Source organism: Flavobacterium branchiarum, from assembly GCF_030409845.1.
Lineage (GTDB): Bacteria > Bacteroidota > Bacteroidia > Flavobacteriales > Flavobacteriaceae > Flavobacterium > Flavobacterium branchiarum.
In genome coordinates, this window is record NZ_JAUFQQ010000005.1 from 816,810 (window position 1) to 836,264 (window position 19,455).

The window sequence follows — 19,455 nt, forward strand, 5'->3', positions numbered from 1 at the left end:
TATCTAACTTTCTAAGTTGTCTTTCATGTTTTGAATGTAAGCAGCTTTTTGAATTTTGATTCTATTTTTGACAGATGGCTTAATAAAAGCAGTACGTGCTCTTAACTGACGAACAGTTCCTGTTTTATCAAATTTTCTCTTATAGCGCTTTAATGCTCTATCGATATTTTCTCCGTCTTTAATTGGTATAATTAACATAATTTTGACACCCCCTCTCGTTAAGAGCGCAAAATTAAACATTTATTCTAATTACACACCATAAACTACAGTTTATTTTTTTTTAAAATATTACAAGACATCATACACCCCTGTAATATACAGTTAGTCTTTTAAGATATTTCTTGAAATAACTAATTTTTGAATTTCTGTAGTTCCCTCACCAATAGTACATAACTTAGAGTCTCTATAGAATTTTTCTACAGGAAAATCTTTTGTATACCCATATCCACCATGAATTTGAACTGCCTCATTAGCTACTTTTACACACACCTCAGATGAATACATTTTAGCCATCGCACCTAACGTAGTCACAGGTTTATGCTGTTGTTTTAAAAATGCAGCTTTATGCAATAACAGTTCAGAAGCCTCGATTTCGGTTGCCATATCCGCTAATTTAAATGAAATTCCCTGAAAGCTACTGATTGGTTGCCCGAATTGATATCTTTCTTTTGAGTATTTCAACGCTGCTTCATATGCTCCTTTAGCAATTCCTAGAGACAATGCCCCAATAGAAATTCGTCCACCATCTAAGATTTTCATTGCTTGTACAAAACCCTGTCCAACCTCTCCTAATCTATTTGCATCTGGCACACGGCAATTATCAAAAACTAACTCTGCTGTTTCACTTGCACGCATCCCTAATTTATTTTCTTTCTTCCCTGACGAAAAGCCTGGCATTCCTTTTTCAAAAACAAAAGCAGTCATACCCTTAGAATCTCCCTTTTCACCAGTACGAACTATCACAACTGCAATATCTCCAGAGATAGCATGTGTAATAAAATTTTTAGCACCATTTACAACCCAGAAATCGCCATCTTTAACAGCCGTTGTATTCATACCTCCTGCATCTGAACCTGTATTATGCTCAGTTAATCCCCATGCCCCAATATGTTCTGCTGTTGCTAATTTAGGAATCCACTTTTTCTTTTGCTCTTCGTTACCAAAAGTTAAAATATGATTTGTACATAATGAATTATGAGCCGCAACCGACAATCCAATTGAAGGATCTACTTTTGAAATTTCCTCAATAATGGTTATATATTCATGATATCCCAGTCCTGATCCTCCATATTCTTCGGGAACTAACACTCCCATAAAACCCATTGCACCTAATTCTTTGAAGAGTGGAATTGGAAATGTTTGCGCTTCATCCCACTCCATTATATATGGGCGGATATTTTTTTCAGCAAATTCTTTTATGGACTGAGCAATCATAGATTGCGTTTCGTTATAATCAAAATTCATTAGTATATTTTTAGAACTCCAAATATAAACCAATTATTTTTGCTTTTTCAACAGGAAAGCCCTTAATTTTTATCAAATCCTCAATATTATTTATATTTCCATTCATACTTCGATGAATTAGGATTTGTTTCGCCAACACATACCGGAAATACGGAAAGCTTGAAAGCTCTTTCAAAGAAGCATCATTTATTGCTATTTTCTTAAAAGAATCAAGTTCTAAAATATCAAAATGACTATTTAAATTCGATAGAACTTCTGGCGAAAGCCCCCACACTTCTTTAAGTTGCTCCATAGAAACAAAATGTCCTAATCTTTCTTTTTGCTTTAAAATTCGTAATGAAAGAACATCTCCAATTCCAGAAACTTTAACCAAATCCTCTTGAGTTGCCTGATTAATATCTATTACTATTATTTTCTTTTTTTTCACAACCTCCTTTTCGCTAGAATAATTCCTCGTCCTTTTAACCTCCTTCTTTCCTTGTATCCAATCAGGAAATTTGAAATAAGGAACCATCGTAACTAGTAAAGAATCAGAAACCTTAGTTATGTCTTGAAATTCTTTTGCAGAACCCACATATTTATTTTCCCTTCTAAAAGCCAGCAATCGATCAATTTGATCAATGGTCATACCCAATTTGTACCCTTTGTAATCGGTAATAAAATTTGGATTGAATAGATATTTTTTTTCTTCTTTATTTCCATCGTGATTTTTAATTGAGTCAATTTCTCTTTGTAAAGACATCCATTTTTCTTTTTCAGGAAAAAAAGGTGATGAATTAAAATCTGCAAAAAAATAAACCAACTGCAAGATGATAATTATCGCAAACAGTAAATAGATACCAATTCTTTGATCTCGACTAAATTTAAAATAGGCTTGTATTTTTCTAAAATTCATCTTTGACTAAAATTACAATTTATTTGAAGCTGCAAATTAATCAAAAAAAACAATGATTTAACAAGATTTATTCTATAATAAAAAACTAAAAGAAACAATACAGTTAATAAAGAAAGTAAGACAAAACAATAATTCTTTAAGAAATCTATTATTTTACAACATAAAACGCATGAAATGTTTTTATTCTTTTATAAAAAAGAATACATTTGGGACTTAATAACAATAATCTACAATTAGAGTATGTCAATAATGCGAGTTAAACCAATATCTGCTTTTGAAGCCGATATGAAAAAAAGTGATTTAAAAAGAGTTTTAGGAAAATGGAGCCTAACAGCCATTGGAGTTGGTGCCATTATCGGAGGAGGAATTTTTGTTCTTACAGGTACAGGCGCATACTATCATGCAGGACCAGCATTAGCTCTTTCTTTTATTATAGCAGGTATTGCCTGTGTTTTTGCAGCTCTTTGTTATTCTGAATTTGCTTCTATTCTACCCGTTGAAGGTTCTGCCTACGCTTATGCTTATGGTACGATTGGAGAAATTTTTGCATGGATTATAGGCTGGGGTCTTATTCTAGAATACGCAATGGGATCAATGACAGTAGCAGTCTCTTGGTCTGGGTATTTTAATAAATTACTTAAAATGTTCCATATAGAACTCCCAGACTGGCTTACAACTGACCCAGCAAGTTACACAGGAGAAGGCTTTTCTATGAACTTACCAGCATTTCTAATTGTAATATTAGTTATTTCTATACTTATTAAAGGAACAAAAGGAGCTGCAAAAGCTAACAATATGATTGTTATACTTAAAGTTTCGGCTGTAATATTTGTGATTATTGCAGGTTTGTTCTTTATCAATACAGACAACTGGCATCCATTTATCCCAGAGGCTACACAAATTATAGAAAAAGGAACAACACATAATGCTTACGGAATTAATGGAGTTATATCTGGAGCAGCTGCTATTTTCTTTGCATACGTAGGTTTTGATGCTGTTTCTACACAAGCTGGAGAAGCTATTAATCCTAAAAAAGACGTTCCATTTGCTATCATCACGTCTTTATTAATTTGTACTACGTTATACATCCTTGTTTCTTTAGTATTAACAGGAATGATAAATTATAAAGATTTTAATCCGCTAGGAAAATATCCTGAAGCAATCAAAGCTCCAGTTGCCTATGCTTTTGATATTGCTGGACAAGCTTGGGCTGGTTTCATAATCACAATCGCTGCTACTGTGGGATTAGTTTCTGTATTAATGGTTATGATTATGGGACAATCTAGAATTTTCTTAGGTATGTCTAAAGATGGATTAATTCCTTCTGTATTCTCAAAAGTAAACCCACTTTCAGGAACACCAAAAAACAATTTAATGATTTTAGGAGGTATTATCGCAATTGTTGCTGCATTTACACCAATCAATAAATTAGCAGAAATGACAAGTTTCGGTACTTTATTCGCCTTTACTATGGTTTGTATAGCCGTTTGGATTTTAAGAGTAAAACAACCCAATTTGACTAGAACTTTTAAGGTTCCTGCTCTTCCAATAATTGCTGTTTGCGGAATTTCAATCAACACATATTTAATCATTAATTTGAGTAAAGAAGCTCAATTATTATCATTTGGATGGTTGCTTATCGGTATTATTGTATACTTTGGATACAGTAAGAAAAGATCAAAACTTAACAAAACTGATACGGAATAAGTATCATGATAATTTCATAAAAAAAACCTCCAAATTTTTAAATTTTGGAGGTTTTTTTATGTTTTATAAATCAAAAACAGAAGTCCTTTTTGCTCGTACTAAATCCTTTAATCTAATCCAAAATGCTAATGTTAAATACACTCCGAACCAAAGTCCTGCCGTAACAAAAGATATATAGATAAAGAACAAACGAACACTTGTTACTCGCATTCCCAACCTATCTGCTAACCTAGAAGAAACGTGAAAACCGTATTTTTCAAAAAAAAATTTAAGTTTAATAATTGCTGACATATACTTTAGATAATGAGCAAAAATACAAAATTTAGTCCTCTTCTAATTCCTTAATCTTAAATTTCTCTAATTCCCCTTTAGCAATTCCATTCCGACTACACAATCAAGGCATCTGTTTTTATTACAATAATCATTTTTTAATTGTAATAAAGACTGCGTTTCTAAAGCATTATGGGCAACAATTTCGAATGTTTTAAACTTGTCAATAATAGCGTTCTTTTCAGGTTTAATTTCATTTAAAATTACCATTAAGTCTTCTAGCGCAAACATTCCTTGCTTTTTAGCGTATGCGAATTTTATTGGGATAATTGTATTAATAATAAGCAAATCGACAAAAGAGCGAACAGTCTGCTTCGATTTAAAAGGACTTTCTTTATCAAACTGATAGTGATTTTGCCAATATGGAGTCACAGACACCAATAACAAATCATAGATTTCCTGAACTGTATTTAAATTTATAAGTTTTGAAAACAGATTTTGGTATTTATGATACAAATTAGCCAATTGGGAAAGGCGAACTGTTGGAAAATTATCTGGACGGTGCTTAAAAAACTGCAATGGCTCAATATGATTTCTCTCCAATTGATATTTATGCAGAAGATAAAAATATCTAATTTTTAAATCTTTAAAGTAATTATCTTCTTTGTCTGTATTCAATAAACCAGCATTACCAAAAAGTAAAGCTTCTAAATTCTCAACTTCAAAGCTTTCTTTTCTAATTACCGTAAATGGTATTGATTGTGCTAATTGTAAAAAAGAATCCCCATTAGTATTTAAACCAAAGTTCTTAGCTAGGAAACTAAATAAAACAGACTCCCAATCATTATTTGTTTTTTCTAATAAATCATAAATAGACATAGATTTACGCTCTAAGCGCTCAACAAACAAGCGTTCTTGCCAATTTAGAAATGAAAATTTATCAATGTCTTTAATTTCTTTTTCACAAAAAATCCAAGATTTAGGAGTTAATAACGTTTTATAGTTTTCAATAATTTCTTCAGAAACATAATTTTTCAAAATTAAAACAGGTATCTCTGAATTATTTTGGTTGAATATTTCACTATCATGCTCCCAGACCACGTGCAGAATAACACTTTCATAAGCGATATCTTTTTCATGATTATGTAAGTACCAATCAGATGATTTTAAGTGAATTTCAATATTTCCAGCCCATTTTTGGTTCCCAATTATTATTTGAGCATTAAAAAAATCGGGCCCGGCCAATTCTAGATATTGACCAACACTAATGATTACTATCTCCTCATTATTGAACGTTCTGAGATTTAAAGTATCAAATTTTTTATATTTCCATAGGTAATGTAGAAAATCTTCTTTCATTATTTAGTCTTTTAAAGATCGACTAAAGTAATGCAAAAAAATTAAATAAATAAGAAAATTACTTCAATAAATACAATTTAGCACAAGCTCTTGCATCAGATAAGGCTTCGTGATGGTTAAGTTGAATATTCATTTCCTTACAGCAATCACTCAACTTAGTAGGTTTTAATCCTTTTGCTTTATATATTTTGACCGTACACTCCCATCGCGATGCTATATTTAAGTCTTCATAATTTAAGCCATATAATGCCATTGACTTCACTAAGACATTACGATCAAAACTCTCATTATGAGCAACAACAATTCTATTCTCTAGACGCTTTTTTATTTCTGGAAATACTTGAGCAAATGTCTTAGCATTTATTGTATCTCGAGGATAAATACCATGCACTCTAATTGTAAACGGAGAGTATTCATTATTAGGTGGTTTGATCAATGTAACAAACTCATCAATTATAACTCCATTTTCTACAGTTACAATACCCACTGAGCAAGGATGAAAACCTGTAGCTGTTTCAAAATCTATAGCTGTGAAAGTCATTTTTACTATTTTTATAAGCTAAAAATGCCACAAATTCAGCAAACTTTCTCGCTAAATTTGTGGCTATTTAATTTGTTGTGAACTATTCTTTTATTTTATCGAACCAATTATGTCGTATTTGGTTATAATATGATGACTTCCGTTTCCAAGTTCTACAAGGACAGCATCATTTTCTTTTGTAAAAAGTTTCGAGACTTCTTCTATTGGAGTTCCTAATTTCACAATAGGAAAAGGTTTTCCCATTACTTCTTTAATTGGTTTTTCGGCTACATTTTTATCAGCTACATAACTTCTAAACAAATCAGTTTCATCAACTGAACCAACAAACCCGGTAATATCAACTACTGGAATTTGAGATATTTTATATTTACGCATTCTCTCAATAGCATGTGAAACCAATTCTTCAGTACGTACAACGATTAAAGGCTTATCGATATGGTCTTTTATAACATCTTCTGCTTTGGTAACACTCTCTTCAAGAAAACCTCTTTCACGCATCCAATCGTCATTAAACATTTTACCAACATAACGACTTCCTGAATCATGAAAAAGAACAACTACTACATCATCTTTTGTAAAATGCTCTTTTAGTTGCAACAATCCTTTTATACAAGCTCCAGCTGAATTACCTACAAAGATTCCTTCTTCAAGTGCAATTTTTCTAGTATAAACAGCTGCATCTTTATCTGTTACTTTTGTGAATCCGTCTATCAATGAAAAATCAACATTTTTAGGTAAAATATCTTCTCCAATTCCTTCCGTTATATAGGAATAAATTTCGTTCTCATCAAAAATGCCTGTTTCGTGGTATTTCTTAAAAACAGAACCATAGGTATCTATTCCCCAGATTTTAATATTAGGATTTTTCTCTTTTAAGTATTTTGCAACTCCAGATATTGTTCCTCCTGTACCTACTCCTACAACAAAATGTGTTATTTTACCTTCAGTTTGTTCCCAGATTTCCGGGCCAGTCTGCTCATAATGTGCTAAAGCATTTGATGGATTATCGTATTGATTTACATACCATGAGTTTTGAGTTTCTTCTGCCAATCGTTTTGATACTGAATAGTACGAACGAGGATCTGTTGGTTCTACATCGGTTGGACAAACCACTACTTTTGCTCCTACTGCACGCAAGATGTCCATTTTTTCTTTTGATTGCTTATCCGAAATTACACAAATTAGCTTGTATCCTTTTATGATCGCAACTAGTGCTAATCCCATTCCAGTATTCCCTGAGGTTCCTTCAATTATAGTTCCTCCTGGCTTTAAGCGTCCATCTGCTTCTGCATCTTCGACCATTTTTACAGCCATTCTATCCTTAACAGAATTTCCTGGATTAAAAGTTTCAACTTTAGCTAAAACCAAAGCATCTATTCCGGTAACGATTTTGTTAAGTTTAACTAAAGGCGTATTACCGATTGTTTCTAAAATATTTTTTGAGTAATTCATTTTATTAAGTTTGGAAAATATACAATTTGATTCCCATTATTATTAATTAATTTTATTGGAAGAAATTCCAAGTTAAACCAAAACGGATAGCAAAATCACGATATGGAGTATTAGGTGCTGAATAGAAATTATTACCTGAAAACGATGAATTGAAATGCTCTACTTTTAAGAAGATTCTCGTTTGTCTGATTTTTGCATTTATAAAAAAGTCAAGGTTCGGATAATTTCCTATTTCTTTCTTATTCTGAACAAAAAATTCACCAATTACAGGGTTATAATCATTTCCATAATAACTAGTAAAATAATTAAATACAATTCCTGTTTGAAAAAAAAGCGCTTTTTTGAACAAATGATCAGTGTAATACAATGTATTTCTTGTTACAATTTCTGGTACATTTAAGATTGCATCTGCCTGATCTACTTTTTGATATAAAATAGTATTATCTAAGGCAAAACGTCCAAATTTGAATTCTTTACTAGCCTTTACTTCTAAGTAATTAATTGTACCATCATATTGAACCGGTTTTATAATTTGAGTACCTTGTTTAGCTTGTATAGCTGTCGCTTTATCTTCAAAATATAAATGATCTTTCAATACCGAATATTGAAATGACATGTTAACCCATGGTGTAGTTGCACTTGCACTTAAAGAGTTAATCTTTTCATTTTTAAAACTTTTAGACCAATTGTACTCTACAAAACTGCTTTGGTACAAGGAATAATTATTATTAGGTAGTTTATTTATGTTTTGATACTCAAACGAAAATTTAATTTTATCATTAAAATCATGTTTAAGCTTTGCGTCTAAATTTGATAGCGACTGATTAGTTAATGATCTTGAATATAAAAATCTTCCGTTCCACTTATTTTTTTGATATTCATATTGACCTCCAAAACTATTAATTTTTTGATTTAATGAACTTGGGATAATCCCTCCTTTATCCAAAATTATAACTCTCCCATAGTATGAATTACTCCTAAAATCATCTACAAAAAATTGAAATTTACCTAACAATATGTTCTCATATACTACGCCTACCTTATTATACATTTTGTTATAATGCGACTGGTCATTAATATTACTTGTTACGTACGAATCTCCAAATCGTAGCACATTTCTTGAACCAAGAACCGCTGACAATACTGTTGGCTGGTTGTATTCAAAAAATTTATTTTCATAATTAAATTGATGTGTTACATATAGATTATTACTCCCTTTGGTTTCATTTATCCTATAAGCATGATCAAAAAATAATCTTTTCCCTTTTAGGAATGATTTTGCATCAGTCAGATATACTTCAAGTCTTTGTCGGTTTTTAAAATCCGGATTTCCACTTTCAAAATCTTCGGGAGTAGTTATCCCTCCATTTTCTTCATTCAAGATATCTTGATATGTATAATGTCCGTTAATATAATATTGTCCTTTTTTAGTACTATAACTTGCTGTTAATTTAAAATTCCCTGTACTCGACAATTGATTTATATATTTTCCTTCAGATCGTAAGCCTTTGTATTCTGCCGAAATATTAAATCGCTCTGTTAAATTTAAGGTGATAAATGAATTTAGCAATTGTCCCTTATTGATTGTCGATTTAAAAAACAATTCTGTCAATGGAGTTGCTACAGAATAATATTGAACTTGATTGGCTTCAAGAAAGTTAAAATGCTTTGCTTTAAACCCCATTTCTGGATATGGAGTAAAATCGGTTAAGCTATATTGAAGTGTATTGTATGTTTGTCCGATATTAGAAAAAGGCAATAGTCCAAAATTATCCTTTCGTAAATAATTATGGCTGTATTCTTTTTGGATTGTAAGCGATGTATCTACATAAGTAGTATCACGCTCAAGTGTTATATATCTATATTGATCTATCCTAGCAACTTTCTTTTTCGCTTTTATGGTATCATTAAGCCCACGATGAACACCATTCATGTCTAGATTACTTTTATTATTTACTTTTGCCTGAGAAAACAATAGTGTGGGTAGTACTAGAATATAAATTAAAAAAGGAATTCTCATTTGAAAGGGTTATATATATTTAGATATTATTATCAACTATTTGAATGTGGCAAAGGTAAATGAAAAAAAATTGACTAGAACTAAAGAAATAAGATATTGGCAAATATTGCTTAAGTGTCTTACAAGTCAATATTCCCGTTAAAAAATCCCTTTGGATAATTATACCGTAAAAACTTCCCTTTCCAATTACTATTCTCTCCTAAATGCCATAGGAAATAACAGTGACTAGCTCTGAAATAACGGCACAGCATAAATCCCACAAGAAATCCTCGCTTTAAAGTTTAGCAAACTCTTATTCAAAAAAAAACTGCCCAAAATATTTTGGACAGTTCTACTGTTTTTTTTAATTAAAATTCATTTTTCTAGTTTTACTTTACTAGTGTTACTAGAATCAATAACCCATATTCTGAACTATATTCGGATTTGCATTCATTTCCTTTAGAGGAATAGGAAACGCATATCTAGAACTACCATAAGTAATCCCTTCTAAACCTAAATCATCATACGTTTGTTTAACGGCGTCTACAACTGGCATATTCATCTTTGTTCTTGCAATATCATCAAATCTAAATCCTTCAAAACATAATTCTTTTCTACGTTCTAAAAGAATATTCTCTACTGATATAGATTCATATGGAGTTGCACCACGATTTATTGCTAACAAATTTAAACTTGCCAAAGCAAGGGGATCTGCTTCATTAAGTCTAAAAGTAGATTCTGCATTTATTAGTAACATTTCCTCAAATCTAAACAAAACAACATTTACATCTGCTTTTATAAACTTACCTGTATTTCTCAAACGAAATTTTTCTTGAACAGAAATCATATTCCCTCTAACATCTGAAGAAGAAAATTGGTCTTTTAGATCTTCTAAAACGACGATGTCTCCATAGCCTGTATTATTATATATGTTGAATAAACTATTATTAGTTAGATTGTCATCAGAAGTAAATACCAATTCAAAAATAGAATTTGGCTGAAGATTTGCTTTAAAAGAATCTGCATATTCTGTAGCAGTTAGTAGCCTAGCTCCACTATTATCAATAACCTCTTGAGATGCTGTTTTAGCAATATCCCAATCTCCAAAATATAATGCAACCCGTGCTTTAATAGCATGAATTGTTATTGTTCTGATCGCCTTCTTATTTCCTTTATCATAAGCTTTATCCATCATTGACAAGGCTTTGTCCAAATCTGCATAAACAAAAGATTTTACTTCTTCAACAGTGCTTCTTTTAGGCTTCATTGCATTTGAATCTAAAAAATGTTTAACATAAGACACCCCTAAAGAACTTAAATCTCCACCTGCAACGTGTTGTTGCCCATAAATACGCACTAGATCATAATGTACTAAAGCACGTAAAGCCAAAGCTTGCCCTTTTACGTAATTAATTTCTGCCTCATTCCCAACGATATTAGGATCGACTACAATAGTAGCATCTAGAATAATATTACAATTAGCTATTACTGCATACATTCTTAAAAAAGCATCATTCGCATCACTATCTGCATTTGTCATATTCATCGCTGCTGAAGTTCTAAAGCGACCCGAGTTTCCATTTGCATAAGCATTATCCGAACGAACATCGCCAAAAACCATTACATTTCGACCATAATAACCAAATGTGGTCATTATGTCATAAGCTCCACCAAGCATTATTTTTAAATCTCCTACAGTTTTTATTTCTGTGCTAGGTTTATTTATACTAAGTTTAGGTTCTAAATCTCCATCAGTACATGAACTCAAAATGAGCCCCAAAAGAACTAAAGAGCTATATATTATTTTTCTCATTTTCTTATAATTTTAGGTTAATTGCAAATACTACCGATTTTACTGGAGGACTAACCAGACTAGTAAAGCCATCTGCTCTCACCTCTGGATCATATTTCATCTTACCATCTTTCACAAAAGTCAATAAATTTGTTCCTCTCACTGACATATCTAATCCAGCAAGGTTCATGAATTTTACAGTTTCTGGACTGAATCTATACCCTAAAACCATATCTTTCATTCTTATATAATCTCCATCATACAAAAATCTTGTTGATGTACTTGCAGCATTACGTCCTTCGCCAAGCTCCATCTTAGGAGTTGAAGTTACATCGCCAGGATTTTGCCATCTATCCATTAAATTTTCTGTACCGTTAAAACGAACAAAAGTAAAATCTCCAGTACTTTGAGTATAGCCCGCCCAATCTTCATAAACTTTATGACCTCCTGCTAAATAAAACGAAACATCAAGATAAACGCCTTTATAGTCTATATGGGTCCCAAATCCACCAGAATAAACCGGTGCAGATTTACCTTGCATCGCTACTTTCGCTTTATTATAAACAGATGTTGTTTCTCCAGCTATACCATTAACATACCACAAAGGCAATCCATTTGTAGGATCTACTCCAGCCCATTTACGCATATTCCAAGTCCCTATTGATTCTCCAACTTTTGTAATTTTAGTTGATGTAGTAATCTCTATATCTTTTCCTGTTGGATCTTTTGCTAATTTTTTAACCTCATTGGTATTGTGTGAATAGTTTCCTGAAATAGACCAATTAAAATCTTTTCCTCTAAAAACATCTACATTTAATTCAATTTCTATTCCTTGATTCAATACTGCACCTGCATTCATTAATTGTATCACACTAGTTCCTGTAGGAACTCCTTGAGTTAATGAATATGGTACTTCCTGTAGCAAATCATAGGTCTCTCTATTATAGTACGAGACACTTCCTGAAAATCTGTTTTTAATCAATCCAAATTCTAAACCAACATCGGCTGTTTTATTTTTTTCCCAAGTCAACAACTCGTTACCTATAGTTGATGGGTAAGCTACTGGCTCTGAATCATAACTAACATCAAATGCTATTAATCTTTGGTAAGAATTCTCGTTTATACCACTATTCCCAGAAGTACCATAAGAACTTCTAAGTTTCAAATTATTAAAAATAGACCCTTCCATGAATTCCTCATTACTAATATTCCATGCTGCTCCTACTGACCAGAAATTACCAAAACGATGTTTGGGTGCAAATTTAGACGAGCCTTCTCTTCTATATGTAGCATCAAATACATATTTATTTTCATAGCTATAATTGAACAAACCTAAATAAGAAACATTGAGCCAATCAGAAAAATTCCCTATTGTTTTTTTATTTTTTGAAACAACATCTAAATAGATTAAGTCATCTGAACCAATATTCTCTCCATATCCTCCGATAAAATCATTTTTATTCTTTTGGTGTTCAAATAAGGCCGTTGCATCAAAGTTATGCTTGTCTAATCTCAAAGTATAATTAATAGAGTTTTGCGAAACTAGATTTGTATTTCTTCTTATACTTTGCTCTACAGTACCTTTGTAATCCCTACCGTCGCCATGCATTCTATTATTATATCTATGATACGTATTCATATTATAATCTACAGCAAACACAGATTTATACTTGAAATTATTTGAGATTTTCCAATCTAATGTATTATTAGATCTAAGCCCTAATAAATTATTAGTCTTAACATTATTTGCTAAAGTATAGAGAACATTATGTAAAGTAGTCCAATATCCAATATCCGAAACATTTGCTCCTTTACCAATATTATATGTTCCATCACTGTTATAAGGATTCACCCATGGATTCATAAAGTATTTTGTTAAATTTGGGTTACTAAAAGTTCCCGTTCCTTCCAAAATACCATTTTGCTTTGCTTCAGAAAAAAAGTTAGCTGTACTGAACTTAAGCGTTTCACTTAATTTTCTTGTAAAGCCTAATGCCGCTGTAAAACGTCTAAATTCTGCACCTCTAATAGTGGACTCAGTCTTATTATATCCAAGCGAAGCATTAAAAGTTGTTTTTTCATCCCCAGCTGACACAGAGAAATCTGTATTCTGAACTAGAGCATTTTTATTTTTTAACAATTCACCCCAATTATGGCTTACACCATCCCAATCTTTCAAATTTGCTTTACTTGCATCAACTTTTTGTCCTTCTGGAGTTTTTAATATCCAATTTTCAGCGCCAGCTCTATCAAATCCATCTGAAGCACCATAAGTATTATAAACAGCATCTAAATACAATTCTTTTCTTTGATCACCAGTAAGCACATTTCTTCCTGTAACAGCATTATTCTGGAAACCAATAGAATTACTAAAATTATAAGATGGTTTCCCAATTTTTCCTCTTTTTGTCGTAATAACAATCACTCCATTAGATCCTCTTGCTCCATAAGCTGCGGTTGCAGATGCATCTTTCAAAATTGTCATACTTTCTATATCATGACTATTTAAACTAGCTAAAACTGACATTGATGAACCGGTACTTTTTGTTGCTTGAATCGTTTTATTATCATTACCCCCAGAAAGGTCACCACTTATAACGGGTACACCATCAATAACGTAAAGAGGCTGATTATTTGCCGAAATTGATCCTGCTCCTCTAATACGAATGTCCTGAACAGAACCTGGTGTTCCAGAAGAACTTGACACTTGTAAACCAACTACCTTTCCTTGTAATGCCTGATCAACCGAAACTGTTGGAACACCACTTAAAACAGTGCCTGAAAGTTGCTTTGAACTACCTGTCATATTACTTTTTGATTTAGTAACATATCCCATTACGACTACTTCTTCCAGTGCTTTACCATCTTCCTTCATCTCAATATTCACTACTGAAGATGTGCCAACTGTAATTGTTTTGTCTAGCATTCCCATATAAGAAAATATAAGTACATCTCCTGGTTTTGCTTTAACAGAATATTTACCGTCAAAATCTGTTTGAACACCAATAGTAGTGCCTTTAATAGTAACGTTTACTCCCGGAATTGGTCCTGCTACATCATCTGAAACAATTCCAGAAATAGTTTTCTCTTGTGCGAAAGAAAACTGCATGGTCAAAAACGTTAGCATTGTTAAAATCCACGTAAATTTTAATTTCATGTTAAATGTTTTATAATTAGTATGCGGCAAAACAAACAAATATTTCTTACAATAACAACATAATATTAAAAATATAAAAATTTTTCTTACTTTGTTTAAATTAAAGAATAAGAAATAAACTATAAACAATAGATTAAAAGCGAATTAGAATAAAAAACGGCTAACAAACCTATACTGTATTTTAACAAGAAACCATAACTAAATAAAATTAATAGTACTGCATAATTCTTAAAAAATATTACATACAAACTATATAAAGAAGATTGCACAATTTATTTCACCAAAAAAAAACTGCCCAAAATATTTTGGGCAGTTTTGAAAATTATTAAAATTAAGGGCTATTTAGTTGCCCTTATCTTTATAAAAGTTAACTCAATTTAATCATATACAAATGAGTAACCTTTTTAGTTTAATATGCTTTGTTGCTTTCTTTTTCAAGATTTGATCTTCCTTTAGTCATCCATTCTGGAGCTTTTTCTCCTTTTAAATAATGATCAAAAAATTGTTTCATTCGAGTTGACAAGTCTTTTCTATTTCCCCAACTCTCAGCTTTAAGATTATGTGGTTCGCCATTGTAGTTTAACATCCAAACGGGTTTATCTAAACGACGTAATGCAGTAAAATATTCAATTCCTTGATACCATGGCACAGCTCCATCATTATCATTATGCATCATTAATAAAGGTGTTTGAACTTTATCTGCATAAAATAAAGGTGAATTTTTAATATATCCATTTAAATCCTCCCAAAGAGTTTTACCGATTCTACTCTGAGTATGTTCGTACTGAAACATTCTACTCATTCCTGTTTCCCATCTAATACCACCATAAGCACTTGTCATGTTACTAACTGGAGCTCCTGCCATAGCAGCAGCAAACATATTGGTTTGTGTTATAAGATATGCCGTTTGGTAACCTCCCCAACTTTGTCCTTGAAGAGCAATATGCTTTTCATCGATTGCTGGAAATTGTTTTATCATACTTTCTACACCACTCACAATACAGTTATATGCACTTTGTCCAGGAAGTCCTTCTTTGTAAATTATATCTGGAACAAAAACAAAATAGTCATTACTTGTATACAATGTTCTATTAATAGTAGATCTACTTGGCTGAGGAGCATAATGACGATGATATGTATCTGAATTTAACTCATAAAAATACACTACCATTGGGTATTTTTTGTTTGGATCATAGTTCTCTGGTTTGTATAACAATCCTTGTAAAGTAACGGCATCATTATTCTTCCATTCTACTAAACTTACGGATCCCCATTTAAAATTTTTCTGTTGGGGATTAGCTTTTGTTACTTGTTCAGGAGAATCAAAGTCAGTTGTAGTAACCCAAATATCAGGATACTGTTGATAATTTTGTCTAGTATAAAAAATAGTCTTACTGTTCTTTGCTTTCTTTGGAGTTGTAAAGAAATAATCCCCTTCCATTATAACTGTTGGTGTATTCTCTTTATTAAAATCAGAATAAACATATCCTGATTTTTTAGTATCATCCTCAAAAACGGATAGTAACACTTGTTTTTTAGTGTCTATAAACTTCTCTTCGCTATCTATCTGAAGATAACGATATACCTTTTTAGTTTCTCTTCCGTTTTTTGTGATTCTTTTTGGTTGTATTTTTGAATCTGGATCAAACTTCCAAATATCATAACGATCATAGATATAGACGAATTTATCCCCTTCGTCCCAACCTGCGATACCATATGGTGAAGGTTCATTAGGTTGATCATTTCGCTCATCATACCAAGCAACTTTCACTCCTTTGGTTAATGATTTGTGCTGATTTGTTTTTAAATTAATTGAATAATAAACACTATCCTTACGGTTGTAGTAAACTGCATATTTTTGCGAACCTCCAAACCACACTTGGTCTTGTTCTTTAATCAATAACTTTTGCTCACCTGTATTAAGGTCTATTTTATAAAAATCTTTTACAAATAAAGCGGTCCATGAAGAAGCTCTTTTATAAGAATCTCCATTAGTTCCTAAAGCATAATCTCCATCACCGTTATTAAACACTGTGATATCAGGGACTAATGTATTACCAAGCTGAACGGCTTTATCTGAACTAAAATCATATACTGCCTGATAGGTTCTATTCTGCTCTTTTTTATTATTTACAATCTGTTGCGGTTGCAACTCTTTATCTGTCCATGCCCATATATCAAGGGTTGCACGCTCTTTATTTAGTAAAGTATCTTTAGGCTTTTCTGCTTCAAATAGGGCATTCCCAAAGAACAATCTTTTTCCATTTTCTGAAAAAAACAAATTCCCTTTATCAGAATAATTCCAGTTCTCAGGAAGATTCTTTATTCTGTTTGCTTTTAATTCTGCTACTAATGATTTTGTTCCTTTATATAACTGGTATTTTTTAATTTTTGCTGTATCTGATGAAAATAGAAATCCTAATTTATCACCTCTATCTTCTATAGCAATCTTTGATATTGTCCCTTTTGATTTAAAAATAGTATCTGTTTTTTTACTCCCTGCATCAAAATATAATAATGCTGATGTAGTTAAAGAATCTTTCTTTTTCTCTGAATGAAGCAATAATTTATCAGCTTTCTTTGACCAAGTAAAATTTTTAATATTCAAAAACGCGATACTATCTTTCAGTATCGGATTATAAACCACGACAATAGTATCGCTCTTTGGTTTTGCCTTTATTTTTTTATCAACTCCTGCTGAATCTTTTGCTTTTACAGTTTTCAAAATTGTTTTATAAGCAAGCCACTCTCCTCCTTCAGCTGGCTGACTGAAATTTTTAAGACTTGGATATTTTTTTACCACTTTTGTTTTAAACACATAAATTCCCAAAGAATCAATAGGTAGTTTTTCTTTTTTTAATTTCTTTGTTTCAGCTTTTCGTCTAACGGCTATCTCAGGTTTTATCTTAAATGATACAAACGTGCTTTTTCCATTGATTTGAGCATCGTATCCTCTAGAAATTGTATCTGACGCTTTTGTTTTAACATTAACTATAACAAGCTTACCATCACCATTTCCTGGATTATATTCATATACTAAATACGCTCCATTTCCAGACAACTGTGGCTTTTCTATTTGCTTCCAATTATCGTAATCATCTACAGTGAGTGATTTTTTTTGTGCAAATGATACAGACGCTACAAAAAATAAAGAAACAAATACATACATTTTAAACATCATAATTCTATTTTATTAGGAATGATTCTGGTTCAACAATTCAACTATTATTTGTAAAACTACATAAATAATGTACATACTACAAATTGTGTATTACACAAATTCATCTAGCACAAATTGTAACTAAAAAAAAAGCTACAATATCACTATTGTAGCTCTTTATTTATTTAAAGTTCATTTTGTTTAATCAATGGATTGGCATTAATTTCCGCTCTAGGAATTAACCATTGCCATCTTTTATCTGATGCAGGAACAGAGAAAACTCCTCCTACATAAGTAGAATTATGGTTTGCTCCAGTTCTATCTAAATCAGAGTTTGTTCTTTTTAAATCAAAAAATCTGAATCCTTCTCCCCAAAGTTCTATTCTTCTTTGAAAAATAACTTCATCAACTAAAGCTTGTCCAGTTTTTGTTGACAACACATATGAAGGATTTCTTTTGCTAACGAAAGAAAATAAAACTTGAGCCGCATCTGCAGCACCCAATTTAGCTTTTGCTTCTGCCTCAATCAAATACATCTCTGCAACTCTCATATAAGGAACATCACAACGACTATCTGCAGTACTTACTGATAAGAACTTTTGACTTGTATATGGGAATTTCTGAGCTGTAGAAACCAAAGCTATTCCAGGATGCGCACCTGTTTTGCTAAATACTGCAGCACGTACGTCTGTTGTAGGAATTTGATCGTACAATTTACTATTAATAGCTCTAGGACATGTTCTAATAACTGTTGAATTAAAGTTACGTGACATATAAGCTCCAAAATTAGCAAAATAAGCTGTTTGTAACTCTATAATATGGCTACCCCACATCCATTCTACATTATTATAATCATTAAATCCTTTAGTGTAATCAGCAATCGACATTAATTGTTTACCAGTTCTTGCTTTAACAGCATTATCTGCAGCAACAGACCAATTTCCTTGAGTTAAATTTACACGAGCTTTTAATCCATAAGCTACTGGTAAATCTAAATTAGAATTATTAGGCTTTTTATATCCATCTAACAGAACTATAGCATTATCGATATCAGCATTGATTTGTTTATAAACATCCTCAACACTAGATCTTCCTACCATAGTTTTAGTATCTAAAGCTAAAGGTACTCCGTCTTGACTATTAGCAGTTCCAGGTACATATCTTTTTCCAAAAATTTGAACTAATTGAAAATGAGAAAAAGCTCTATATAAAAGGGCTTGCCCTTTAGTAATATCCTTATCTATCTGTTCCCCTTTAGCAGCATCAGCATTGTTTATAATTGCATTAGCATTTCTAATAATTTGATAAAAAGTTCTGTAAGGAAACCTCACTTCTGATGAATTATCATTTGAAGGTGCTGTCCAGTTATAAACACCTAAGAAAAATCCATTTGTAGCTGGGAAGACTAAATCGTCTCCGATAATGTCCATTTGTTGCATTATTCCCCCTACACCTGTTTGTCCTTGATCTTCATATCTAATGTACATCGAACGATGTATTCCATTTATAGCTAAATACAATGCTTCTGTATCAGCAGTAGCTGCCTCTTCACTTATAAATTCGGTTGGTTTTTTTTCTAAGAAATCCTCAGAACATGATCCTAATAACAGCATTGAAGAAGCTGCTATTATATATTTTGATAAATTAATTTTCATATTT

The 19,455-nt window shown here is 31.8% G+C and carries 13 protein-coding genes; 1 reads left to right on the top strand and 12 read right to left on the bottom strand.

The window, feature by feature from the left end:
* Nucleotides 1–3: 3 nt before the first annotated feature.
* The 3 genes from rpsU to QWY99_RS15510 form a co-directional block, all read right to left on the bottom strand.
* Nucleotides 4–198 carry a 30S ribosomal protein S21 gene (gene rpsU / locus QWY99_RS15500; RefSeq protein ID WP_039111382.1) on the bottom strand — a complete coding sequence of 65 codons (195 nt, stop codon included), beginning with the start codon at nt 196–198 and terminating at the stop codon, nt 4–6.
* A 123-nt stretch (nt 199–321) separates the two neighbouring features.
* The gene (locus QWY99_RS15505) at nt 322–1,464 is read right to left on the bottom strand and encodes an acyl-CoA dehydrogenase family protein (RefSeq protein WP_290266506.1); all 1,143 of its coding nucleotides are present in this window, start codon (nt 1,462–1,464) and stop codon (nt 322–324) included.
* A 10-nt stretch (nt 1,465–1,474) separates the two neighbouring features.
* Entirely contained in the window at nt 1,475–2,359 is an 885-nt protein-coding gene (locus QWY99_RS15510) for a ComEA family DNA-binding protein (RefSeq protein WP_290266508.1), read from the bottom strand.
* Between the two features lie 240 nt (nt 2,360–2,599).
* Between QWY99_RS15510 and QWY99_RS15515 the strand changes: the two genes are divergently transcribed.
* Entirely contained in the window at nt 2,600–4,066 is a 1,467-nt protein-coding gene (locus QWY99_RS15515; protein WP_290266509.1) for an APC family permease, read from the top strand.
* Between the two features lie 63 nt (nt 4,067–4,129).
* Here QWY99_RS15515 and QWY99_RS15520 read toward each other — a convergent pair whose 3' ends face one another.
* The 9 genes from QWY99_RS15520 to QWY99_RS15560 form a co-directional block, all read right to left on the bottom strand.
* A complete protein-coding gene (locus tag QWY99_RS15520; protein WP_129537458.1) occupies nt 4,130–4,357 on the bottom strand; it encodes a PspC domain-containing protein in 228 nt (75 codons plus the stop codon).
* A 66-nt stretch (nt 4,358–4,423) separates the two neighbouring features.
* The gene (locus QWY99_RS15525; protein WP_290266511.1) at nt 4,424–5,695 is read right to left on the bottom strand and encodes a DUF2851 family protein; all 1,272 of its coding nucleotides are present in this window, start codon (nt 5,693–5,695) and stop codon (nt 4,424–4,426) included.
* A gap of 58 nt (nt 5,696–5,753) precedes the next feature.
* The gene (locus QWY99_RS15530) at nt 5,754–6,236 is read right to left on the bottom strand and encodes a 3'-5' exonuclease (RefSeq protein ID WP_290266512.1); all 483 of its coding nucleotides are present in this window, start codon (nt 6,234–6,236) and stop codon (nt 5,754–5,756) included.
* Nucleotides 6,237–6,326: 90 nt separating this feature from the next.
* Complete coding sequence (locus tag QWY99_RS15535) at nt 6,327–7,688, bottom strand: pyridoxal-phosphate dependent enzyme (RefSeq protein ID WP_290266513.1); 1,362 nt, start codon at nt 7,686–7,688, stop codon at nt 6,327–6,329.
* Between the two features lie 52 nt (nt 7,689–7,740).
* Entirely contained in the window at nt 7,741–9,708 is a 1,968-nt protein-coding gene (locus QWY99_RS15540) for a putative porin (protein WP_290266514.1), read from the bottom strand.
* 391 nt (nt 9,709–10,099) lie between these two features.
* The gene (locus QWY99_RS15545; RefSeq protein WP_290266516.1) at nt 10,100–11,500 is read right to left on the bottom strand and encodes a RagB/SusD family nutrient uptake outer membrane protein; all 1,401 of its coding nucleotides are present in this window, start codon (nt 11,498–11,500) and stop codon (nt 10,100–10,102) included.
* Between the two features lie 4 nt (nt 11,501–11,504).
* Complete coding sequence (locus QWY99_RS15550) at nt 11,505–14,636, bottom strand: SusC/RagA family TonB-linked outer membrane protein (protein ID WP_290266517.1); 3,132 nt, start codon at nt 14,634–14,636, stop codon at nt 11,505–11,507.
* A 409-nt stretch (nt 14,637–15,045) separates the two neighbouring features.
* Nucleotides 15,046–17,817, bottom strand: a complete 2,772-nt coding sequence (locus tag QWY99_RS15555; protein ID WP_290266519.1) for an alpha/beta hydrolase family protein — start codon at nt 17,815–17,817, stop codon at nt 15,046–15,048.
* A 164-nt stretch (nt 17,818–17,981) separates the two neighbouring features.
* On the bottom strand, nt 17,982–19,451 hold the full coding sequence (locus tag QWY99_RS15560) for a RagB/SusD family nutrient uptake outer membrane protein (protein ID WP_290266521.1): 1,470 nt from the start codon (nt 19,449–19,451) through the stop codon (nt 17,982–17,984).
* Between the last annotated feature and the right edge of the window lie 4 nt (nt 19,452–19,455).